The organism is Candidatus Nitrospira bockiana, assembly GCF_965152565.1.
In genome coordinates, this window is the sequence record NZ_OZ224215.1 from 1,358,673 (window position 1) to 1,381,905 (window position 23,233).

Sequence of the window (23,233 nt, forward strand, 5' to 3'; positions counted from 1 at the left end):
GCATCCAACGGTATAACGACTCGACGAGGAGGCCGACATGGACCGTGATCCGAAGCCTTACGTGCTCCGTCGACTGTCTGACTCCGTGAGCCCGGCACTGTCCGTCGATTACGCGCAGGCGCTGAATTCACAGCAACTGGCAGCGGTCACGGCGGTCGATGGTCCGGCCCTCGTCATCGCAGGGGCCGGGAGTGGAAAGACGCGGACGCTCGTGTGCCGGGTGGCCTACCTGATCGACAACGGCGTCGATCCGGGCAACATACTCCTTCTGACGTTTACACGGAAGTCCGCTCAGGAGATGCTCAGCCGGGCGGGGCTGTTGATCGGCTCGCGGAGTGAGCGCGTCTTCGGCGGGACCTTTCACTCCGTGGCCAATGCGCTGCTGCGCCAATACGCCCGGCCGATCGGTCTTGCTCCCGGATTCACCATCCTGGACCGCAGCGATGCCGAGGATCTGATCGGGCTCTTACGGGCGGACCTGGGCCTGAGCGAGAAAGACAGGCGGTTTCCGCGCAAAGGCACCATCGCCGAGGTGTTCAGCAAGGCCGTCAACACGGTCCAGACGGTCGACGAGGTGGTGCTCGCCGATTACCCCCACTTCTCAGAGCACCTCGATGATCTGCAACGACTTCGGCATGCCTATGAGGCGGACAAGCGGAAGCGACAGTTGCTGGATTATGACGATCTGCTGGTCAAGCTGCGCGACCTGTTGACCACGGACCAGGCCATTCAGCGGACGATCAGCCAGCGGTTCCGATACATCCTCGTCGATGAGTATCAGGACACGAATCGCCTCCAGGCCGAATTGATCCGAAAGCTGGCCGCCAGTCACGACAACGTCATGGTCGTCGGAGATGATTCGCAGTCCATCTATGCCTTTCGAGGCGCGACGTTCCGGAACATCATGGAGTTTCCCACCCTGTTTCCCGGTTGCCGGATCTACAAGCTCGAAGAGAACTACCGCAGCACGCAGCCGATTCTCAACGTCGCCAATCGCGTGATCGAGGGCGCTGCGGAGAAGTACACGAAGCATTTGTTCACGCGAAAGCTCGACGGACCTCTTCCGGCCCTCGTCCAGGCGGGAGGTGAGAACGCTCAGTCTCGATTCATCTCTCAACGGATTCTCGAGCTCCGGGAAGAAGGTGTGCCGCTGGATGAGATTGCGATCCTGTTCCGCTCTAGTTTTCATTCCTTTGATCTGGAAATCGAACTCTCGCGTAGGGATCTTCCGTTCGTGAAGCGTGGTGGGTTCAAGTTCATCGAAACCGCCCACGTCAAGGATCTCTTGGCACATCTTCGGATCATTGAAAATCCGCTGGACGCCGTCAGTTGGAACCGCGCGTTGATGCTGGTCGAAGGGGTCGGGCCCAAGAAAGCGCAGGAGTTGATCGCTGCCTTCATGAAAGAGGAGCGAGTGGGGCGCCATCCGTTAGCGGTACTTCGTGAGGCGAGCGGGCGGGCATCGAGGTCGCTGAAGGAGCTTGCCAACGTGCTGGAAGAAGCGAGCCGCGCTGCGGCCATGAGCCCGGCCGAGCAGGTGAACCAAATTTACGGCTACTATCTCCCGATCCTCAAAGAGCACTACGATGACTATCCCAAGCGGGTGCGTGATCTCGAACATCTCTATGCGATCGCCGAACGGTATCAGAAGCTCGATGGGTTCCTTGCCGACCTCGCCCTCGAACCGCCCGACGAAAGCGTGGCCGGCGTCGAAGGCCCTGACCGTGACGATGAGCGGGTCGTTCTTTCGACCATCCATTCGGCGAAGGGCTTGGAATGGCAGGCCGTCTTCGTCATCTGGGCCGTCGATGGTCGGTTTCCATCGGCCTATTCCTTCGCGAGCGAGGACGAGTTAGAAGAGGAGCGCCGTCTCTTCTATGTCGCCGTGACGCGGGCGAAACACTATTTGTTTGTGACCTATCCCATCAATGTCTACGACAAGGCCACAGGCGCCGTTCTGTCCAAGCCGTCTCGTTTCTTGGACGATGTCCCATCCTCCTATCTCGAGACCTGGGCACTGGTCGAGGAGGGTGGCTATCATGACCGGTGGCTATAGGCGGTTTGCCCTGTCGGTCGCGCTGGGAAGCGCCATTCTTCTCGCCACGATACCGGTGGCGCGTCATGTTGAGGCCGGAGGTGAGACCGACAAGGCCGCCGGCGATTTTTGGCAATCGTTCCTTCCTCAAGCCAAAGCAGCAGGCCTTCCCACGCAGTTTCTTCTTTCCATTCCACACGACTTCTTGATCTTGGAATTCGACGATCTCCATGCCTTCGCCGCTGAGTATCACCCGGAAGAGCATCGCCTGGTGCTGAACCAGGCGCTCTCTTTCAATGCGGCCGGTGGTGTGCTGAAGCCCATCTCGCAGCTCTCGCCCCGTGAAGTCGGAACCGTCTATCATGAGCTGTTCCATGCTTATATGGATTTCGCTGCTTCCCTTGACGCGCATCCGGGGGCCGATGAGCGGATTTCTCGGCTGATCACGTTCGCCAGAGAGCGTCAAGCGTGCCGATACCGGCAGGTGAGCATCACCCCCATCCTCCAACGAAAGACTCGAACGGAGGTCCGCCATCTCACTGATCGGGAGTCCTGGGAGGCGCTGAACGAGACCTGGGCCGTCTTCGTGGGTTGGGCTGTATGGACCAAGCTCGAACTCCAACGCGGGCGGGGGGGCATGGCGGGCCCATCAGCCAGACTCCAGGCCGAGTGGCTGAAACGATTGAGGAAGGCCGATCGCGAGGGCGACCTAATTGGGTATTACGAGCCGGAACAGGAGGCTGAGCGGGCGATTACTCGGAAGCGATTCCTTGCACCTTCCCATCGGATCACACCGGCCGAGGTTCATAAGTTGTTGACGGAAGTATTGGAATTTTCAATTGAAGACGCCGACAAGGCGGTTGGGGTCATGGAGCCCAACCGGCCTCCAATGCCTGGGAGTCCACCGTGCCCGTAATCTCCTCGCTCTCGGCAATCTGCTTTCGTCCCGGGATGACCCCAGGAAGAAATTTCTCCGAATCCCCGTTTGGCCCCTTGACACAAGGCTATATCGTTCGTAAAATTGCACGCTTCCAAGTCCAATGTCATCCCCAGCCTGATCAGTAATCCCTCGTGTGGGTTCGTAACGAAGGGGAAAGCTGTGACTGGGATCGTTTGCTTTTGAGTCAGAACCTGAAGTGAGATGCGGCGTTTGATGTTAGGGCAGGTACCCAAGTGGACAAAGGGGGCAGACTGTAAATCTGTTGCCATCGGCTTCCAAGGTTCGAATCCTTGCCTGCCCACCAGAGGGAAGGCTCAGGTTGAGGTTGAGGCCATAAACCGTGTTCGTCCCTCAACCTTAACCTTGACCTCCATCCGTATTCTAGAAGCTTGCGGGCGTAGCTCAGTGGTAGAGTCCCAGCCTTCCAAGCTGGCTGTCACGGGTTCAAATCCCGTCGCCCGCTCCAATTTTTCGGAAGGGCCGAAAGCGGTCATCACCATCCGTTAATCGCCAGAGGACGAACTCACGGCCGTCGACTTCCCGCGAGTCACGAATCACGGTGAACGTTCACGAAACAGGCCCACGTAGCTCAGTTGGTAGAGCACGTCCTTGGTAAGGACGAGGTCACGCGTTCGATCCGCGTCGTGGGCTCCACGAGAACAACATCCGTCGTTAGCCGCTAGTGTGTATCCCGTCTCACGGTGGCTTGACAAGTGATCCACTAACGGACGAAGGAGGGCAGTATGGCGAAGGCGAAGTTTGAGCGACGCAAGCCCCACGTGAACATTGGGACGATTGGGCACGTGGACCACGGCAAGACGACGCTCACGTCCGCGCTGACGAAGATCTGCAGCGAGCGGGGCATGGCGAAGTTCGTAAGCTATGACGAGGTGGCGAAGGCGAGCGAGTCGCAGGGGCGGCGAGACGCGACGAAGATCATGACGATTGCGATTTCGCACGTCGAGTACGAGACGGACAAGCGGCACTACGCGCACGTGGACTGTCCGGGGCACGCGGACTATGTGAAGAACATGATCACGGGCGCCGCGCAGATGGACGGGGCGATCTTGGTGGTGAGCGCCGCGGACGGGCCGATGCCGCAGACGCGCGAGCACATTTTGTTGGCGCGGCAGGTCGGGGTGCCGTACATCGTCGTGTTTTTGAACAAGGCGGACAAGGTGGACGACAAGGAGCTGCTGGACCTGGTGGAGTTGGAAGTGCGGGAGCTGCTGACGAAGTACGAGTTTCCGGGGGACAAGATTCCGGTCATCACGGGGTCGGCGACGAAGGCGATGGAGGGGGATCAGAGCGAGATTGGGGTGCCGGCGATCCTGAAGCTGTTGGAGGCGATCGACACGTACATTCCGACGCCGGTGCGGGCGGTGGACAAGCCGTTTTTGATGCCGATCGAGGACGTGTTCACGATCAGCGGGCGGGGCACGGTGGTGACGGGCCGGTGCGAGCGGGGTGTGGTGAAGGTGGGCGATGAAGTGGAGATCGTGGGGCTCCGGCCGACGCAGAAAACGGTGGTGACGGGGGTGGAGATGTTCCGCAAGGTGCTCGATGAGGGGCAGGCGGGGGACAACATCGGGGTGCTGTTGCGGGGGACGAAGAAGGAAGAGGTGGAGCGGGGGATGGTGCTGGCGAAGCCGGGGAGCATCACGCCGCACACGAAGTTCAAGGCGGAGATCTACGTGTTGACGAAGGAGGAGGGCGGGCGGCACACGCCGTTCTTCAACGGGTACCGGCCGCAGTTCTACTTCCGGACGACGGACGTGACGGGGGTGGTGCAGTTGAACCCCGGGGTAGAGATGGTGATGCCGGGGGACAATGTGGCGATCACGGCGGAGTTGATCTCGCCGATTGCGATGGATCAGGGGTTGCGCTTCGCGGTGCGGGAGGGCGGCAAGACCGTCGGCTCCGGCATCGTTACGGAAATCTTGGCGTAAAGGGCAGCGGGTTCACCGTTCGCACTCGGAACCACGACGAAGGGATAAGTCATGAGGGAAATCATTTCGATGGCGTGTTCGGTGTGCAAGCAGCGCAATTACTCCACAATGAAAAATAAGAAGAATGATCCCGATCGGCTCGAGCGCAACAAGTTCTGCCGCTTCTGTCGCAAACATACCGCGCACAAAGAGGTGAAGTAGATCGGGCTGTGGGATTGCTCGGGTAGGCAAAGGGCGATCAGCCGGCCACGCCGCGGGCAAGATGAAACTGGGGGCGTAGCCTCTGCAACGTCGAGGGTTGCGCCGAGCCCGAGAGCCAAGCGCGGTCTCTTTCAATCGCCTGCACAGGGGCATGGTGTTCAACGGCTAGCACGTCGGTCTCCAAAACCGAAGGTCCGGGTTCGATTCCTGGTGCCCCTGCCATAGCATGGCAGTGCCATTGAGCGGAGCAAGCGATGTTTCAAAAAATGTGGGCATCTGCAGTCGAGTTTTTCAACGAAGTGAAGAGCGAGTTTCGGAAGATCTCGTTTCCAACCAAGAGTGAGACGGTGGGATCGACGACGGTGGTGATCGTTTTTTGCATCATCATGTCCCTCTATCTGTCCGTGGTCGATTCGTTCCTCGTCTGGCTCGTCAGCAAGATCATCTGAGGCGGTCGCGGCTTTGAGGGGGGAGATGGCTAAGAGCTGGTATGTGATTCATACCTATGCGGGGTTCGAAGGACGCGTGAAGGCCAGTATCGTTGAACGCGCAAACCAGATGGGATTGGTCGACCAACTCGGACAGGTTTTGGTCCCGACCGAGGATGTCATTGAGATCAAGGATGGCAAGCGCCGTACCTCGCGCCGAAAATTCTTCCCCGGCTACGTGCTCGTGGAATTGGAAACCCCGCCGACGGATGAAGCCGTTCAAATGATCAAGGAGACTCCGAAGGTGACGGGGTTCGTGGGCGGCGGGACAAAGCCGGTCCCTCTCACCCAAGAGGAAGCAGAGTCGCTGCTCAAACAGGTGGACTCGGGCACGGCGACGCCACGCGAGCAGATTCGGTTCGTCAAAGGAGACAATGTCCGGATCATCGACGGCCCATTCATGGGTTTCAATGCGTTGGTGGACGAGGTGGACAGCGATCACAATCGTGTGAAGGTCTTGGTCAGTATTTTTGGACGATCCACACCGGTGGAACTGGGCTTTTTGCAGGTTGAACGGATCTAGAGGCAATGCCGGCCTCTCTGCATCATCGGATGGCTTGCTGAAGGCGCGCGGCTGCAAGGTTGTCCGGCTAGCTAAGGAGCAACAATGGCAAAAGAGATTACGGCTCAAATTAAACTGCAGATCCCGGCTGGGAAAGCGAATCCAGCTCCGCCGGTTGGCCCGTCGCTTGGTCAGCATGGCGTCAACATCATGGAATTTTGCAAGCAATTCAACGCGCGGACCCAGAAAGAAGGGGACAGCATCATCCCGGTCGTCATCACGGTCTACAAGGATCGGACCTTCACCTTCGTCACCCGCACGCCGCCTGCCTCTGACCTTCTCAAGAAGGCGGCAGGGGTGATCAAGGGTGCCGGTGTGCCGCACAAAGACAAGGTGGGCAAGATTACCCGAGCGCAGTTGAAGGAAATCGCCGGCAAGAAGATGTCAGACTTGAATGCGGCCGATCTCGAGGGGGCGATGAGAATCATCGAAGGCACCGCTCGGAGCATGGGCATTGTGATCCAATAGTGGGCCGGCGGTTCTGGTGGCGAAACGAGCGGCACGACGAGCGTTCGCCCAGTGAGTAGAGAGGAGCGAGAATATGGGGAAGAAGTGGGAAGCGGCGGCCGCCAAAGTTGAGCCCAGGCTCTATCCGTTGCGTGAAGCGGTCGATGTCGTCAAGCAGGTGGCGTTTGCCAAGTTCGACGAGACCGTCGATTTGGCTCTCCGGCTTGGGGTGGACCCCAAGCGCGCTGATCAGATGGTGCGGGGAACTACGCTGCTGCCGAACGGTACAGGGAAGAAAGTCCGTGTGCTCGTCTTTGCGAAGGGGGAGAAGGAGCAGGAAGCGCGAGCAGCGGGTGCGGACTACGTCGGCGCCGAGGACTTGATGGAAAAGATCAAGGGCGGGTGGATGGATTTCGACCAAGCCATTGCGACCCCGGACCTGATGGCGTCTGTTGGGAAACTCGGCAAAGTTCTCGGCCCCCGCGGTCTAATGCCAAACCCCAAGACGGGTACGGTCACGTTCGAGGTCGGCAAGGCGATCAATGAAATCCGCAAGGGGCGCGTGGAATACAAGGTCGAGAAGGCTGGCATCGTTCACGTGCCGATCGGCAAGGTGTCGTTCGATGCGGAGCGTCTCTACGAAAATGCCACGGCCGTCTTGGAATCGATCATCAAGGCGCGGCCGGCTTCCGTCAAGGGACGTTATCTCAAGACCGCCACGATCTCCAGTACCATGGGTCCGGGCGTGAAGTTGGACCCCGTGGCGATTACCAAGCAGTGGAGCTAGGGGAGCGGTCCCAGCCATCACGCTCTCGGTCGGAGTCTGGAGAGGAGACCCGCATGAATAAGGAAGAGAAGGCTACAGCGATCGCCGAGCTACATGAAAAGTTCGTCAAGGCCAAGCTAGCGGTCATGACGGAGTGCTCGGGCTTGGAGGTCAATCAAATCACCGAGTTGCGCAAACAGTTGCGCGCAGCCAAGGCTGAATTCAAAGTCGTCAAGAACACTCTGGCGGCCCGGGCGGTCGACGGCACGTCACTGGCCGGAGCGAGAGCTTATTTCAAAGGCCCGTTGGCGCTGGTCATTGGCTATGACGACCCGACCCTCCCGACCAAGATCCTTCGCGACTTCATCAAGGCTGAAAAGCGCGAGGAGAAGATGCGGATCATGGCGGGGGTGCTCGAAGGCCGGGTGTTATCGACTGAGCGCCTGCTCGAGGTGGCGAGCCTCCCCTCGAAGGAAGTCGTGCTGTCGATGTTGCTGTCGGCGATGCAAGGGCCGGCCCGAAACCTTGTGTCGGTCCTCAGTGGAGTGCTCAGAAAACTGGTGGGTGTATTGGTGGCAATTCAGGACAAGAAGAAAGGAGAGGGAGACATGCCTACAGCCGAGGGGAAGCTTTCACAGGAGGAGATCATCAACGCAGTCGGAAGCATGAGTGTATTGGAGCTGTCCGAGTTGGTCAAGGCGTTCGAGAGCAAGTTCGGGGTCACGGCGGCCGCTCCTGTCGCGGTTGCGGCGATGCCGGGCGCGGCGGGTGCCGGGGCGGCGGCGGCTCCAGCGGAAGAAAAGACGTCCTTCGATGTCATCCTCGCGAGTGCGGCCGCGGATAAAAAGATCCAGGTCATCAAAGTCGTGCGCGAGCTTACCAGCTTGGGTCTGAAGGAAGCCAAGGACCTGGTCGAGGGCGCCCCCAAGCCGGTGAAGACCGGCGTGACCAAGGAAGAAGCCGACGCGATGAAGAAGAAGCTCGAGGAAAGCGGGGCCAAGGTCGAAATCAAGTAGGAGCGGGACCATGCGACGGAGTGAAGCAGGCCGGGCCATGCACGTTATGGGCGTTATGGGATGGAGGAGCCTCGGATGTTAGACACGTCTGTCAATGGACTGATCGAGCGGAAAGATTTCTCGAAAATCCGTGCGAACATTGACATTCCCGACCTCATTGGAATCCAGAAACGTTCCTATGAGCAGTTTCTGCAGTTGGAGAATGATCCGGAGCGCCGCGAGGACAAGGGGCTGCAGGCGGCCCTGGTCAGCGTCTTTCCGATAGCGGACTACAACAATACCGCGGTCCTGGAGTTTTCCAGCTATTCCTTGGGTACGCCGAAGTACGATGTGCGAGAGTGCCTCGAACAAGGCATGACCTACGCCGTGCCGCTAAAACTTCGCGTGCGATTGGTGGTCTTCGACAAGGAAGACAAGGGCCCGAAAAAGAAGGTTCTCGACGTCAGGGAACAGGAAGTCTACGTCGGTGAGCTCCCGCTCATGACGGAGCGGGGCACGTTCATCATTAACGGGACGGAACGAGTCGTCGTGAGCCAGCTCCATCGCTCCCCCGGCGCCTCGTTTACTCATGACAAGGGACGGACGCACGCCAGCGGCAAGGTGCTCTATTCCGCCCGCATCATTCCGTACCGCGGCTCGTGGCTGGATTTCGAGTTCGATGCCCGCGACATTCTCTATGTCCGGATCGACCGACGGCGCAAGATGCCGGCCACGATTCTGCTCAAGGCCTTCGGCTATTCGAGCGACGACCTCCTGAAGATGTACTACGCGGTGGAGGAAATCCGGGTCTCCAAGGGCAAGTTGCTGCGCAAACTGGACCCGGAGCTGCACCACGGGCTGAAGTGTCCGATCGAAATCACGGAGAAGGGCAGCAAGGAGCCGATCGTCCGTGAAGGCGCCAAGTTGACCAAGAACACGATCACGCGGCTGAAGGCCGCCGGCATCAAAGAAATTCCGGTCAATCCCGCGGATCTCGTCGGCCGTGCGGTGCTTACCGAATTGGTCGATCCAACCACCAAGGAGAAGCTGCTCGAGAAGAATCACAAGCTGACCCAGGCGGTGTTGGACAAGATCGTCGAGAGCAACATCGACAGCTTCAAGGCGATCTACCTGGACAGCCCAACCGCTACCCCCGTGATTCTCGACACCCTCGAAATGGAGCACACGGAGTCGAAGGAAGAAGCGATGGTGGAGATCTACAAGCGGCTCCGACCCGGGGAGACGCCGTCGATCGAAACCGCCAAGGTTCTCTTTGAAAACCTCTTCCACAATCCCAAGCGCTACGATTTGTCTCCGGTCGGGCGACTGAAGCTCAACAAAAAGCTGGGGCTGGACCTCCCGCTCGAACAACGGACATTGACCGCGCAAGACATCGTCGAAGTCATTCGCTATCTCGTGAACCTGAAGATGGGAAAGGGCGAGATCGACGATATCGACCACTTGGGGAACCGGCGCGTCCGGTCGGTCGGCGAGCTGCTGGAAAATCAGGTGCGGCTTGGGTTGGTCCGGATGGAGCGGAGCATCAAGGAGCGGATGAACCTTCTGGACATGGAAACCGTGCTCCCGCACGACCTGATCAACGCGAAACCGGTGGTTGCGGCGATCAAGGAATTCTTCAGCAGCAGCCAGTTGTCGCAGTTCATGGACCAGACGAATCCCCTTGCCGAGATTACCCACAAGCGGCGCTTGTCGGCCTTGGGACCCGGTGGCCTGACACGGGAGCGCGCTGGATTCGAAGTCCGGGACGTCCATCCGTCGCACTATAGCCGTATCTGCCCCATCGAGACGCCGGAAGGCCCGAATATCGGGTTGATCACTTCGCTGGCTACGTACGCCCGGATCAACGACTTCGGTTTCATCGAAGCGCCCTATCGCAAGGTCAAGAAGGGACGTGTGACCGACGAGATCGAATTCCTCTCCGCCATTGAGGGTGATCAATATGTCATCGCACAGGCAAACTCGAAGGTGGACAATGGCGCCCGTCTGGTGTCCGAGACGATCTCGGCGCGGAAGGGCGGGGACTTCATTACGACTACGCCCGATCGGATCGAGTACATGGACGTCTCACCGAAACAGGTGGTCAGCGTAGCGACGGCGCTCATCCCCTTCTTGGAGCATGACGACGCCAACCGAGCGCTGATGGGATCGAACATGCAGCGCCAAGCCGTCCCCCTGATCCGCACCGAAGCTCCCCTCGTCGGGACCGGCATGGAAGCGGTGGTTGCGAGGGATTCAGGATATGTCCTGCAAGCCAAGCGGGCCGGGGTCGTCGAGAGCGTCGATGCGACCCGGATCGTCGTCAGGGCGGAGCCTAAGAAGGGTGAGAGTTCCAGGAAGGAAGGTCTTTTGGATGTGTACGACCTGATCAAGTTCCAGCGGTCGAATCAGAACACCTGCATCACGCAAAAGCCGGTGGTCCGAGTCGGACAGCCAGTCAAGAAGGGGCAGGTGTTGGGGGACGGTCCGGCCATGGACCGCGGCGAACTGGCGTTGGGGCAAAACGTCCTCGTCGCCTTCATGCCGTGGGGCGGATTCAACTTCGAAGATGCGATCCTCATCAGCGAACGTCTCGTGAAGGAAGACAAGTTTACGTCGATCCACATCGAGGAGTTCGAGGTGGAGGCACGGGATACCAAACTGGGGAAGGAAGAAATCACCCGGGATATCCCGAACGTGGGCGAGGAAGCGCTTCGAAACTTGGATGAGAGCGGCATCATCAGAATCGGTGCGGAAGTCAAGCCAGGGGACATCTTGGTCGGCAAGGTGACACCCAAAGGCGAGACCCAGTTGACGCCCGAAGAGAAGCTGCTGCGGGCTATCTTCGGGGAGAAGGCCGGTGATGTGAAGGACACCTCGCTGACGGTGCCGCCCGGCGTCGAGGGCATCGTCGTCGACGTGAAGATCTTCTCCCGAAAAGGGTTGGACAAGGACGAGCGTTCCAAGAGCATCGAGAATGAAGACGTGCTCAAGCTTCAGCGTGATCACCAGGAGGAGCTGCGGATCATCGAGGAAGAAAAGAACAAGAAGATCCGCAAGTTTCTTCTCGGCAAGGTCGTGGGGCGCGACCTCATGGATGCGGAGACCGGGGAGGTCACGCTCAAGAAGAAGGGCAAGCTCACCGCCGAGGTGCTGAAGAAGCTCGGCGACGATCAGATCCGCCACATTACGCTCGCGGATCCCGACGAACAGAAGCAGTTAGAGGAGATCGAACGGCTCGCCAAGGAGCAAATCGAGATTTTGCAAACGTTGTACGACGACAAAGTCGGACGCCTCAAACGGGGGGATGAGCTGCCCCCGGGCGTCATCAAGCTCGTCAAGGTCTATATCGCCATGAAGCGGAAGGTATCGGTCGGGGACAAGATGGCCGGCCGTCATGGGAACAAGGGCGTGGTTTCGCGGATTCTTCCGGAAGAGGACATGCCGTATTTGCCGGACGGGACGCCGGTCGAGATCGTGCTCAATCCGCTGGGCGTGCCGTCGCGCATGAACGTCGGCCAGATTCTCGAAACTCATCTCGGCTGGGCAGCGAAGGCCTTGGGAATCAACGTATCGAGCCCGGTCTTCGACGGTGCCTCGGAGACCGAGATCAAAGACCTCTTGAAGAAGGCCAAGCTGCCTCCGAGCGGACAGACGACGTTATTCGATGGTCGGACCGGGGAGCCATTCAAGAGCCCGGTGACCGTGGGCTACATGTACATGCTGAAACTCCACCATTTGGTTGACGACAAGATCCACGCGCGATCGATCGGGCCCTACTCGCTGGTGACCCAACAACCTCTGGGCGGAAAGGCCCAGTTCGGCGGGCAGCGGCTGGGCGAGATGGAGGTATGGGCACTTCAGGCGTACGGGGCTGCCTCCACCCTTCAGGAGTTCCTCACCGTCAAGTCGGACGATGTTCCGGGCCGGTCTCGGATCTACGAGGCGATCGTCAAGGGGGAAAATTTCCTCGAGCCGGGCTTGCCAGAGTCCTTCAACGTCCTCGTGAAGGAGCTGCAGAGTCTGGGCCTCGACGTGGAACTGATCAAATCAAGGGATTGAACGAGACATCTCTCACTGAATGTTAACCGACCGTTCGACATGGTCTTCCAGTAAGGCCGCAGGCGAATCAAAAACCGCAGGCGCGGCTTTGCGCTCCGTCGAGGAGTTCTGCGAGCCGAGAACGCAGATGGAAGCCATGTTCAGCGGTCGTGAGGAGGGATAAACCTTGGAAGGCATCTATACACTCTTCGAAAAGCCTCGCGACTCGATGTCATTTGATGCCATGCGGATACGGATCGCCTCGCCCGAGAAGATCCGTTCCTGGTCCTATGGCGAGGTCAAGAAGCCGGAAACCATCAACTATCGGTCCTTCAAACCCGAAAAGGACGGATTGTTTTGTGCGAAGATTTTCGGTCCGATCAAGGACTGGGAATGTAACTGCGGCAAGTACAAGCGGATGAAGCATCGCGGCATCGTTTGCGACAAATGCGGCGTGGAAGTCATTCAGTCGAAAGTGCGGCGCGAGCGGATGGGGCACATCGAGCTCGCCGCACCGGTCGCCCACATTTGGTTCCTGAAAGGTGTGCCGAGCCGCATTGGAACGTTGCTCGACATGAGCCTCAAGCACCTGGAGAAGATTCTCTACTTCGAAAGCTACGTCGTCACTGATCCCGGTAACACGCCGCTGAAACCGCAGGAACTGCTCACCGAGGACCGCCTGCGCCAGTTGCAGGAGGAGCATGGAGCGGGTGCGTTCAAAGCGGGAATCGGGGCCGAAGCGATTCGTGAATTGCTGCGGAAGATCGATATCAATGCGCAGTGGGACGAGCTCCATGCAAAATCCAAAACGACCACGTCCGTCGCGGTCAAGAAGAAGCTGGCCAAGCGTCTGAAAGTGATCGAAGCCTTCCGCAAGTCGGGGAACAAGCCCGAGTGGATGATCATGGACGTCATCCCCGTGCTGCCGCCGGAATTGCGGCCGTTGGTTCCTCTCGACGGCGGACGATTCGCGACGTCCGACCTGAATGATCTGTACCGCCGTGTCATCAACCGCAACAATCGATTGAAGCGGCTGATGGAGCTCAAAGCGCCGGGTGTGATCATCCGTAACGAAATGCGGATGCTGCAAGAAGCGGTCGATGCACTCTTCGACAACGGCCGCCGCGGCCGAGCGATTCGTGGGCCCAACAAGCGTCCGTTGAAGTCGCTGAGCGACATGCTGAAGGGGAAGCAGGGCCGGTTCCGCCAGAACCTCCTTGGGAAGCGCGTCGATTATTCAGGCCGATCCGTGATCGTGGTAGGACCCGAGCTCCGACTGAACCAATGCGGCCTGCCGAAGAAGATGGCGTTGGAATTGTTCAAGCCGTTCATCTTCCACAAACTGGAAGCCCGCGGAGCGGCGACGACGATCAAAAGCGCCAAGCGGTTGGTGGAAAAAGAACGACCGGAAGTCTGGGACGTGTTGGATGAAGTGATCCGGGAGCACCCGGTCTTGCTCAACCGCGCCCCGACGCTGCACCGCCTCGGCATTCAGGCCTTCGACCCTGTGTTGGTCGAAGGCAAGGCGATCCGGCTGCACCCGCTCGTGTGCGCGGCTTTCAATGCCGACTTCGACGGCGACCAGATGGCTGTTCATGTCCCGCTGTCCGTCGAAGCGCAGATCGAGGCGCGCGTCCTCATGATGTCGATCAACAATATTCTCTCCCCAGCCAATGGCAAGCCGATTGCCGTGCCCTCTCAGGACATGGTGCTCGGCTGTTACTGGCTCACCAAGGAACGGGCAGGCGCCAAAGGAGAGGGGAAGGTCTTCGCCTCGCGCGAAGAAGTGCGGATGGCCTACGATGCCGGGGAAGTCGAAGAGCACGCCAAGGTCAAGGTACGTATCGACGGCACCCTCGTCGCCACGACCGTCGGCCGCGTCCTACTGGGGGAGATTTTGCCAGCGTCGGTTCCATTCGCTCAGGCGAATCAGGTCATGACGAAAAAGGAGATGACCAAGCTCATTGACGCGGTCTATCGACAGGCGGGTCATCGGGAAACCGTCATCCTGCTCGACAAGATCAAAGATATCGGGTTCTCCTATGCGACGAAGGCCGGCGCGTCGATCTGTATCGACAACATGCACATCCCGGCCAGGAAAGAAGAGCTGATCAACCGCGCCCAGCGCGAGGTCAATGAGATCGAAAAACAGTACAGCGAAGGGTTGATCACCAACGGGGAACGGTACAACAAGGTCATCGACATCTGGGCGCACGTCACCGAACAGGTCGCAAACGAGATGATGAAGGAGTTGAGCGTCGGCGGTGACGGAAACGCCTTCAACCCCATCTTTATGATGGCCGACAGCGGTGCCCGCGGCAGCTCGCAGCAGATCAGGCAGTTGGGAGGCATGCGCGGTCTTATGGCAAAGCCGTCGGGCGAGATCATCGAGACCCCGATTACCGCGAACTTCCGCGAAGGCCTCACGGTGTTGCAGTATTTCATCTCGACCCACGGCGCGCGGAAAGGGCTAGCGGATACAGCGCTGAAGACGGCCAACTCGGGCTATCTGACACGGCGGTTGGTGGACATTTCGCAAGACGTCATCGTGACCGAAGAGGATTGCGGCACCACCGATGGCATCGTCGTGACGGCCTTGGTCGAAGGCGGTGAGATCATTCAGCCCTTGGAAGATCGTATCCTGGGCCGTCTGGCGGCCGATGATATCCGCGATCCGCTGACGGGCGAAATCATCGTTAAGGCTCACGAGGAGATCGACGAGGAGCGGGCGAGAAGCATCGTGGAAGCCGGCGTGGACCGTGTCAATATCCGGTCGGTTCTCACCTGCCAATCACGGCGGGGGGTCTGCGTGAAGTGTTATGGCCGCGACCTGTCGCGCGGGCGATTGGTCGAGAAGGGCGAGCCGGTCGGGGTGATCGCCGCGCAGTCGATCGGTGAGCCGGGCACGCAGCTGACGATGCGGACCTTTCATATCGGCGGAACGGCCAGCAAGGTCGTCGAGCAGACCGTGCTCGAAGCCAAGCATGCCGGCTCGTTGAAGTACATGAGCTTCGACGCGAAGAAGAACGCGGACGTTCACAATCCCAGTATTGCCGTCAAGAACAAGGAGGGCGAGTGGGTTGTGATGAACCGCAATGCGAAGATCGCGATCTATGACGAGAACGGCCGTGAGCGCGAGAAGTATCCGGTCGTGTACGGTGCGCGGATCAAGATCAAGGACGGCGGCCACGTCGACATCGGCCAGAAGCTGGTCGAGTGGGACCCCTATTCGTTGTCGATCCTGACCGACGTCGGCGGGAAGGTCGCCTACGGTGACATCATTGAAGGCGTGACCATGAAGGAGGAGTTCGACGAGGTGACCGGCCTCTCGCGCAAAGTCGTCATCGAACATGCCGGAACCACGTTGCGCCCACGTATCTCCATCAAGGACGAGAGCGGAAAGACCGCGAAGGTGAGCGGAGCGGCCTCGGTGGCACGTTACCTCTTGCCGGTAGGAGCGCACATCCTCGTGGAAAAGGGCAGCACCGTCCATCCAGGCGATGTCTTGGCGAAGATTCCACGCGAGACGACGAAAACCAAGGACATCACTGGTGGTCTGCCGCGTGTGGCCGAATTGTTCGAAGCGAGAAAGCCAAAAGAACAGGCGGTCATCAGCGAGATCGACGGAGAGGTGTCCTACGGCGGATTCGTCAAGGGTATGCGGAAGGTCATCGTCGATAACAAGCTCGGGGATGTCAAAGAGTATTTCATCCCGAAGGGGAAGCACGTCAATGTGCATGAAGGCGACTGGGTCCGGGCCGGTGAACCGTTGATGGACGGCTCGGCGAACCCGCACGATATCCTCGACGTGCTGGGGCCGAAGGAGCTCCAGAAGTATCTGGTGGATGAAGTGCAGGACGTCTACCGCTTGCAGGGTGTGTCGATCAATGACAAGCACATTGAGATCATCGTCCGCCAAATGTTGAGAAAGGTGCGGATAGAGGATCCCGGCGACACGGAATTTCTGCCGGGCAGTCAAGTCAGCAAGTTCACGTTTGAAGATGAGAACGAACGGGTGCTTGCGAACGGTGGAAAGCCGGCCCTTGGCAAGCCGGTGCTGCTGGGGATCACGAAAGCGGCCCTCACGACCGACAGCTTCATCTCGGCGGCGTCCTTCCAAGAGACGACGCGTGTGCTGACCGAGGCGGCGATCAACGGAAAGGAAGATCAGTTGCTCGGCCTGAAGGAAAACGTCATCGTCGGCCGACTCATACCAGCTGGGACGGGGTTCGAGGAGTATCGAGACACGTTCGTTCTCAGTCCCAAGCAGGAACCCGCGGCCGCGGAGCTCACAGGTGAGACGGTCGCGATCGGGCAAGACGCACAACAGAAAGTGGAAGCCGGTCCAACCGGCGGGTGATCGAGCACCTGTGGCGCTCACGGCTTGACAGTGAGCGCCGCGCTCATTATAATCCGTCGGCTTTGGCGAAGGGCCGGATGCAAAGGCCTGGAGCCTTCATCGAGCCGTTAACGGAACGGAGTTCGGTTAGCCACTGGCTCTGGAGAGGAAGAAGAGCGGATGCCGACGATCAATCAACTAGTAAGGCAAGGACGGGCCCTCGCAAAGGGCAAGACCAAAAGCCCGGCGCTCAAGCGTTGTCCGCAGAAACGCGGAGTTTGCATTAGGGTCTACACCTCCACGCCGAAAAAGCCGAATTCCGCTCTCCGGAAGGTGGCGCGGGTTCGGTTGACCAATGGGATGGAAGTGACCTCCTATATTCCGGGCGTGGGACACAACCTGCAGGAACACTCGATCGTGCTCGTCCGCGGCGGACGTGTAAAAGACCTTCCCGGGGTTCGATATCACATCGTGCGGGGCGCGCTGGATGCGGTGGGCGTGGCAAACCGCAAGCAGGGACGGTCGAAGTATGGGGCCAAGAAGCCGAAGTAATGCAGAGGATCTGAGAAAGAAGGCGTGCCATGCCGAGACGACCGATTTTTGGACAACGCGAAGTTGCACCTGATCCCAGATATCACGACAAGTTGGTGGGGAAGTTCGTCAACGTCTTGATGTCTGGGGGAAAGAAAAGCGTCGCCGAGCGGGTATGCTACGGCGCGCTCGACCTGATCCAGCAGAAGACGGGAAACGATCCGTTGAAAGTGTTTCGCTCAGCCGTCGACAATGTGAAACCCGTCGTCGAGGTCAAGTCACGGCGGGTGGGCGGGGCCTCGTATCAGGTGCCCGTCGAAATCAGACCGGTTCGGCGCACATCGTTGGCACTGCGGTGGATTGCTGAATATTCCAAGGCCCGCGGCGGGAAGAGCATGTCGGAGAAGTTGGCTGGTGAGTTGCTGGACGCGGCCAACAACACCGGCGCTTCAGTGAAGAAACGGGAAGACACACACCGCATGGCTGAGGCCAACAAGGCCTTTGCCCACTACCGCTGGTAACCAGGGTACAGACGTAAGCTGTACGTGCTGCAGTTGGGCCATGCTGCAGGGGGCAAGGCGACGCCTTGCCATTCGTGGCAACCCTCAGTGGCGGCTGCAGCATCGTTATTTTTCGGAGGATCACGTGGCCAGGCGAGTTCCCCTGGATCGAACAAGAAACATCGGCATCATGGCGCACATCGATGCCGGAAAAACGACGACGACCGAGCGGATTCTGTTCTATACGGGTGTGTCGCATCGTATGGGCGAGGTGCATGACGGCGCGGCGACCATGGACTGGATGGAACAAGAGCGCGAGCGCGGTATTACCATCACCTCGGCCGCAACGACCTGTTTTTGGCGTGACCACCGCATCAACATTATCGACACCCCCGGGCATGTGGACTTTACGATCGAGGTTGAGCGATCCCTGCGTGTGCTCGACGGTGCCGTGGCGGTCTTCGATTCCGTGCAGGGCGTGGAGCCGCAGTCCGAGACAGTCTGGCGTCAAGCTGATAAGTATCGTGTGCCTCGTATCGCGTTCATGAACAAGATGGATCGGATCGGAGCGGATTTCTTCGCAAGCGTGCAATCAATGGTCGACCGTCTTGGCGCCAATCCGGTTCCTATTCAGTTGCCCATTGGCCGTGAGGCGGACTTCAAGGGATCCATCGATCTCATCACGATGAAGGCCTACGTCTACGACGATGAGACGCTCGGGGCGAAGTACAAAGTCGAGGAGATTCCGGCTCACTTGCTCGAACAGGCTCAGCAATATCGCGAAAAAATGCTCGAAGCGGTCGCCGAGCACGACGAGCAGGTACTGGAGCGATATCTCAATGGGGAAGCACTGACGGAGGCTGAGATCCAGCGCGCGATTCGTGCCGGGACGATTGCGATGAAGGTGACGCCCGTGCTGTGCGGAGCTTCTTTCAAAAACAAGGGCGTACAGCAACTCTTGGACCGGGTGGTGGACTTTCTGCCTTCTCCGCTCGACATTCCGCCAGTGGTCGGGGTGGACCCGAATACCGGCAAGGAGCTGAAGCGGCAGCCGAGCGATGATGAGCCGTTTGCCGCGCTCGCCTTCAAGATCATGACGGACCCGTTTGCCGGTCAGTTGACTTACTTCCGTGTGTACTCCGGCACGCTCAAGACCGGGACGTCGGTCTACAATGCTACCAAGACGACGAAAGAGCGAATCGGGCGGCTCTTGAAGATGCACGCAAACAAGCGCGAAGAGATCGAGGAAGTCTATGCCGGCGATATCGCCGCCGCGGTTGGTCTTAAAGGAGCGACGACGGGGGACACGCTCTGCGATGAGAAGCACCCGATCTTGCTCGAGGTCATGAAGTTTCCTGAACCCGTGATTTCGATGGCGATCGAGCCCAAGACCAAACAGGATCAGGAAAAGCTCGGATTCTCGCTTCAGAAGCTTGCCCAAGAGGACCCGTCCTTCCGTGTGCGCACCGATGAGGAAACGGCCCAGACCATCATCTCCGGCATGGGAGAGTTGCACCTGGAGATCATCGTCGACCGGTTGTTGCGGGAATTCAAGGTTGAGGCCAACGTCGGGAAGCCGGAGGTCGCCTACCGTGAGACGATCCGTCGGCGGGCGGAGGCTGAGGGGAAGTATATCAAGCAGACCGGCGGTCGCGGTCAGTATGGCCATGTCGTGATGACGGTCGAGCCGAGCGAACCAGGGGCGGGCTTCGAGTTCGTCAACAAGGTCGTGGGTGGTGCAATCCCACGCGAATACATTCCAGCGATTGAAAAGGGCGTACGGGAACGGATGGAGTCGGGCGTGCTTGCCGGTTATCCGGTTCGTGACGTTCGCGTCACGATTACGGACGGGTCGTATCACGACGTGGACTCCAATGAAATGGCGTTTAAAATTGCTGCTTCGATGGGGTTTCAGGAGGCGTGCCGAAAGGCGGATCCGGTCTTGCTCGAGCCGATTATGAAGGTCGAAGTGCTCGTGCCGCAGGAATACATGGGCGATGTGATCGGAAACCTCAACGGTCGACGTGGAAAGATCCAGGGCATCAAGGTGCGGGCTGGTTCTCAGGCCATTGACGCGGCGGTTCCTCTCAGTGAGATGTTCGGCTATGCGACCGATTTGCGGTCTCGTACGCAAGGGCGCGCCACGTACAGCATGGAGTTCGAGCGGTATGAACTGGTCCCCAAGCAGATCGCCGAGCAGATTATTGCGAAGAACCAGGGCGCGGTGTAAGGCGGCCCGCCGTAATATCAATTGTGATTGGATGAGTGACTAGAAGGAGGAGGGTATGGCGAAGGCGAAGTTTGAGCGACGCAAGCCCCACGTGAACATTGGGACGATTGGGCACGTGGACCACGGCAAGACGACGCTCACGTCCGCGCTGACGAAGATCTGCAGCGAGCGGGGCATGGCGAAGTTCATAAGCTATGACGAGGTGGCGAAGGCGAGCGAGTCGCAGGGGCGGCGGGACGCGACGAAGATCATGACGATTGCGATTTCGCACGTCGAGTACGAGACGGACAAGCGGCACTACGCGCACGTGGACTGTCCGGGGCACGCGGACTATGTGAAGAACATGATCACGGGCGCCGCGCAGATGGACGGGGCGATCTTGGTGGTGAGCGCCGCGGACGGGCCGATGCCGCAGACGCGCGAGCACATTTTGTTGGCGCGGCAGGTCGGGGTGCCGTACATCGTCGTGTTTTTGAACAAGGCGGACAAGGTGGACGACAAGGAGCTGCTGGACCTGGTGGAGTTGGAAGTGCGGGAGCTGCTGACGAAGTACGAGTTTCCGGGGGACAAGATTCCGATCATCACGGGGTCGGCGACGAAGGCGATGGAGGGGGATCAGAGCGAGATTGGGGTGCCGGCGATCCTGAAGCTGTTGGAGGCGATCGACACGTACATTCCGACGCCGGTGCGGGCGGTGGACAAGCCGTTTCTGATGCCGATCGAGGACGTGTTCACGATCAGCGGGCGGGGCACGGTGGTGACGGGCCGGTGCGAGCGGGGTGTGGTGAAGGTGGGCGATGAAGTGGAGATCGTGGGGCTCCGGCCGACGCAGAAAACGGTGGTGACGGGGGTGGAGATGTTCCGCAAGGTGCTCGATGAGGGGCAGGCGGGGGACAACATCGGGGTGCTGTTGCGGGGGACGAAGAAGGAAGAGGTGGAGCGGGGGATGGTGCTGGCGAAGCCGGGGAGCATCACGCCGCACACGAAGTTCAAGGCGGAGATCTACGTGTTGACGAAGGAAGAGGGCGGGCGGCACACGCCGTTCTTCAACGGGTACCGGCCGCAGTTCTACTTCCGGACGACGGACGTGACGGGGGTGGTGCAGTTGAACCCCGGGGTAGAGATGGTGATGCCGGGGGACAATGTGGCGATCACGGCGGAGTTGATCTCGCCGATTGCGATGGATCAGGGGTTGCGCTTCGCGGTGCGGGAGGGCGGCAAGACCGTCGGCTCCGGCATCGTTACGGAAATCTTGGCGTAAGCAGGAGACGTTGTGAAGGTTGATCAACGTATTCGCATCAGGTTGAAGGGGTTCGACTACCGGGTGCTGGATCAATCGGTAGCTGAAATCGTCGAAACCGTCCGGCGGAGCGGCGCCAAGATCGCCGGCCCTATTCCGCTCCCTACACGTATCGAGAAATTTACCGTTCAGCGTTCGACGCACGTGGACAAGAAGTCCCGTGAGCAGTTCGAGATTCGGACCCACAAGCGTCTGCTAGACATCATGGAGCCGACCCCCGAGACGATGGATGCGTTGATGAAACTGAATTTGGCGGCGGGTGTCGATGTCGAGATTAAATTGTAATGATCCTGAGTGCGTGATCGACACGGGTGAACCGTCGCCTCAATGGAAGCTGATAACACCATGACGAATGGACTGCTGGGCAAAAAATTGGGCATGACGCAGCTGTATGACGAAGCAGGCCGTCTGACCCCCGTGACCGTGGTCGAGGCTGGTCCATGCCGGGTCGCCCAGATCAAGACTAAGGAGCGGGACGGCTACGAGGCGGTCCAACTGGCATTTGGGGAAGTGCCGACCCGTAAGGTCAGCAAGCCGCTGCTCGGACATTTCAAGAGAGCCGATGTGCCGGCCAGCCGACGGTTGCGCGAATTCAAGGCGCTGGGCGACGTCCAAGTGGGACAGGTCGTGAGAGCCGATGTCTTTCAGAAGGGCGAGTTCGTGGATGTCGAAGGGGTGTCGAAGGGAAAAGGCTACCAAGGCGTCGTGAAGCGGCACCATTATCGCGGCGGTCCGGAAACGCACGGATCGATGTTTCATCGTGCTCCTGGGTCCATCGGCAGCAGCTCCTATCCCTCGAGGGTCTGGAAAAACAAGACCCTCCCGGGTCAGATGGGGCACGAGCGTGTCACCGTGCAGCGATTGAAGGTCATGGAAGCCAGGCCGGATGAAAACCTGCTCTTCATCAGTGGGGCGGTGCCGGGGCCGACCGGGGGATGGGTTGTCGTGCGCAAGTCAAAGAAGGGCTAGTCATGGCGACGTTGGATGTAGTCGATCTCCAGAAGCGTAAGGTGGGATCAGTTGAGCTGAGCGACGCAGTGTTCGGGGTGGAGTCCGATCCCCATCTGGTCCATGCCGCCGTCGTCATGCAGCAGGCGTGTGAGCGCCAGGGCACCTCGTCGACGCTTCGGCGCGGAGAGGTTAGCGGGTCTGGAAAGAAGCCGTGGAAGCAGAAGCATACGGGCCGGGCGCGTGCTGGTTCTATCCGGTCTCCGGTCTGGCGGCACGGCGGAAGTGTCTTTGGTCCGAAGCCCCGAGACTATTCGGTCAGCTTTCCGAAACGGCAATATCGCGCAGCGCTTCAAGCGGCGCTGTCCGCCCGGGTTGGCGAGGGCGCCGTGACAGTGGTCTCCGACCTGTCGATTGCAGAGCCGAAGACAAAGCTTCTGTCAAAGGCACTGGCACAGTTGGGCCTCACGTCAAAGACTCTCTCAAAGACTCTCATCGTAGCCGCCGAGGAGCAGGCCGACCTGGCTCGCGCGGCGAGGAACCTCCCAGGCGTCAAGCTCGTGACACCAGACAAATTAAATGTCTACGACATCCTCCGGTACCAGGCGATTCTTATCGTTGAGCCGGTGTTGCCTCGCATTCAGGAGAAGTGGGCATGAAGCGTGAGCCGCAAGATATCCTGATCCAGCCGCTCTTGACCGAAAAGCTCACGGCCATGCGGGAAAAGGACAACAAGGTGGGCTTTATCGTGCGCGGGGATGCCAATCGTGTCGAGATCAAGCGCGCGGTCGAAGTGGCGTTGAAGGTTCGGGTCGATCGGGTCAATGTTATGAACATGCTTGGAAAGACGAAACGGCTCGGACGGTTTGCGGGGAAGCGCCCTGACTGGAAGAAAGCCATCGTGACATTGAAGGAAGGCGAGAAGCTCGAAATATACGAAGGAGTCTAGCGGGACGGATTCTCT

The 23,233-nt window shown here is 59.3% G+C and carries 19 protein-coding genes, 4 tRNA genes and 1 pseudogene; all 24 read left to right on the plus strand.

The genetic code is table 11. The features are described from left to right. Positions 1-37 precede the first annotated feature (37 nt). The 24 genes and pseudogenes from ACWHYV_RS06640 to rplW all read left to right on the plus strand — a co-directional run bounded on the left by ACWHYV_RS06640 (position 38) and on the right by rplW (position 23,218). On the plus strand, positions 38-2,056 hold the full coding sequence (locus ACWHYV_RS06640) for an ATP-dependent helicase (RefSeq protein WP_447979874.1): 2,019 nt from the start codon (positions 38-40) through the stop codon (positions 2,054-2,056). Continuing rightward, the gene (locus tag ACWHYV_RS06645) at positions 2,040-2,951 is read left to right on the plus strand and encodes a hypothetical protein (RefSeq protein ID WP_447979875.1); all 912 of its coding nucleotides are present in this window, start codon (positions 2,040-2,042) and stop codon (positions 2,949-2,951) included. The genes ACWHYV_RS06640 and ACWHYV_RS06645 overlap by 17 nt, the downstream gene beginning before the upstream one ends. Positions 2,952-3,194: 243 nt before the next feature. Beyond that, positions 3,195-3,279, plus strand: a tRNA-Tyr gene (locus tag ACWHYV_RS06650). Between the two features lie 87 nt (positions 3,280-3,366). Beyond that, a tRNA-Gly gene (locus tag ACWHYV_RS06655) sits at positions 3,367-3,441 on the plus strand. 112 nt (positions 3,442-3,553) lie between these two features. Next, positions 3,554-3,629 (plus strand) — tRNA-Thr (locus ACWHYV_RS06660). A gap of 89 nt (positions 3,630-3,718) precedes the next feature. Further along, positions 3,719-4,924 (plus strand): elongation factor Tu, encoded by a 1,206-nt coding sequence (tuf, locus tag ACWHYV_RS06665; protein ID WP_447979876.1) that lies wholly within the window; start codon positions 3,719-3,721, stop codon positions 4,922-4,924. A 51-nt stretch (positions 4,925-4,975) separates the two neighbouring features. Next, positions 4,976-5,125 carry a 50S ribosomal protein L33 gene (gene rpmG / locus ACWHYV_RS06670; RefSeq protein ID WP_447979877.1) on the plus strand — a complete coding sequence of 50 codons (150 nt, stop codon included), beginning with the start codon at positions 4,976-4,978 and terminating at the stop codon, positions 5,123-5,125. A gap of 145 nt (positions 5,126-5,270) precedes the next feature. After that, a tRNA-Trp gene (locus ACWHYV_RS06675) sits at positions 5,271-5,347 on the plus strand. A gap of 32 nt (positions 5,348-5,379) precedes the next feature. Then, positions 5,380-5,574, plus strand: coding sequence for a preprotein translocase subunit SecE (gene secE, locus ACWHYV_RS06680; RefSeq protein WP_447979878.1), 195 nt, complete (start codon positions 5,380-5,382; stop codon positions 5,572-5,574). A 25-nt stretch (positions 5,575-5,599) separates the two neighbouring features. After that, positions 5,600-6,136, plus strand: a complete 537-nt coding sequence (gene nusG, locus ACWHYV_RS06685) for a transcription termination/antitermination protein NusG (RefSeq protein ID WP_447979879.1) — start codon at positions 5,600-5,602, stop codon at positions 6,134-6,136. 84 nt (positions 6,137-6,220) lie between these two features. Next, on the plus strand, positions 6,221-6,643 hold the full coding sequence (gene rplK, locus ACWHYV_RS06690) for a 50S ribosomal protein L11 (RefSeq protein ID WP_447979880.1): 423 nt from the start codon (positions 6,221-6,223) through the stop codon (positions 6,641-6,643). A 73-nt stretch (positions 6,644-6,716) separates the two neighbouring features. Next, the gene (gene rplA, locus ACWHYV_RS06695) at positions 6,717-7,409 is read left to right on the plus strand and encodes a 50S ribosomal protein L1 (RefSeq protein ID WP_447979881.1); all 693 of its coding nucleotides are present in this window, start codon (positions 6,717-6,719) and stop codon (positions 7,407-7,409) included. Between the two features lie 53 nt (positions 7,410-7,462). Further along, positions 7,463-7,921, plus strand: a pseudogene (rplJ, locus tag ACWHYV_RS06700) (50S ribosomal protein L10); the annotation flags it as partial. Positions 7,922-8,053: 132 nt separating this feature from the next. After that, the gene (rplL, locus tag ACWHYV_RS06705) at positions 8,054-8,404 is read left to right on the plus strand and encodes a 50S ribosomal protein L7/L12 (protein WP_447980693.1); all 351 of its coding nucleotides are present in this window, start codon (positions 8,054-8,056) and stop codon (positions 8,402-8,404) included. Positions 8,405-8,479: 75 nt separating this feature from the next. Continuing rightward, a complete protein-coding gene (rpoB, locus tag ACWHYV_RS06710; protein WP_447979882.1) occupies positions 8,480-12,442 on the plus strand; it encodes a DNA-directed RNA polymerase subunit beta in 3,963 nt (1,320 codons plus the stop codon). A gap of 166 nt (positions 12,443-12,608) precedes the next feature. Further along, positions 12,609-16,781: a DNA-directed RNA polymerase subunit beta' gene (rpoC, locus tag ACWHYV_RS06715; RefSeq protein ID WP_447979883.1), complete on the plus strand. Its 4,173-nt coding sequence runs from the start codon at positions 12,609-12,611 to the stop codon at positions 16,779-16,781. Positions 16,782-16,940: 159 nt separating this feature from the next. Then, positions 16,941-17,312, plus strand: coding sequence for a 30S ribosomal protein S12 (gene rpsL, locus ACWHYV_RS06720; protein WP_447979884.1), 372 nt, complete (start codon positions 16,941-16,943; stop codon positions 17,310-17,312). A 29-nt stretch (positions 17,313-17,341) separates the two neighbouring features. Further along, positions 17,342-17,812, plus strand: coding sequence for a 30S ribosomal protein S7 (gene rpsG, locus ACWHYV_RS06725; RefSeq protein ID WP_447979885.1), 471 nt, complete (start codon positions 17,342-17,344; stop codon positions 17,810-17,812). 124 nt (positions 17,813-17,936) lie between these two features. Next, a complete protein-coding gene (gene fusA / locus ACWHYV_RS06730; protein WP_447979886.1) occupies positions 17,937-20,021 on the plus strand; it encodes an elongation factor G in 2,085 nt (694 codons plus the stop codon). A 55-nt stretch (positions 20,022-20,076) separates the two neighbouring features. Continuing rightward, complete coding sequence (gene tuf, locus ACWHYV_RS06735; RefSeq protein WP_447979887.1) at positions 20,077-21,282, plus strand: elongation factor Tu; 1,206 nt, start codon at positions 20,077-20,079, stop codon at positions 21,280-21,282. 12 nt (positions 21,283-21,294) lie between these two features. Beyond that, a complete protein-coding gene (gene rpsJ, locus ACWHYV_RS06740; RefSeq protein WP_447979888.1) occupies positions 21,295-21,606 on the plus strand; it encodes a 30S ribosomal protein S10 in 312 nt (103 codons plus the stop codon). Between the two features lie 60 nt (positions 21,607-21,666). Continuing rightward, a complete protein-coding gene (gene rplC / locus ACWHYV_RS06745) occupies positions 21,667-22,290 on the plus strand; it encodes a 50S ribosomal protein L3 (protein WP_447979889.1) in 624 nt (207 codons plus the stop codon). 2 nt (positions 22,291-22,292) lie between these two features. Continuing rightward, positions 22,293-22,928, plus strand: a complete 636-nt coding sequence (rplD, locus tag ACWHYV_RS06750; protein WP_447979890.1) for a 50S ribosomal protein L4 — start codon at positions 22,293-22,295, stop codon at positions 22,926-22,928. Then, on the plus strand, positions 22,925-23,218 hold the full coding sequence (gene rplW, locus ACWHYV_RS06755; RefSeq protein ID WP_447979891.1) for a 50S ribosomal protein L23: 294 nt from the start codon (positions 22,925-22,927) through the stop codon (positions 23,216-23,218). Before rplD ends, rplW begins: the two co-directional genes overlap by 4 nt. Positions 23,219-23,233 lie beyond the last annotated feature (15 nt).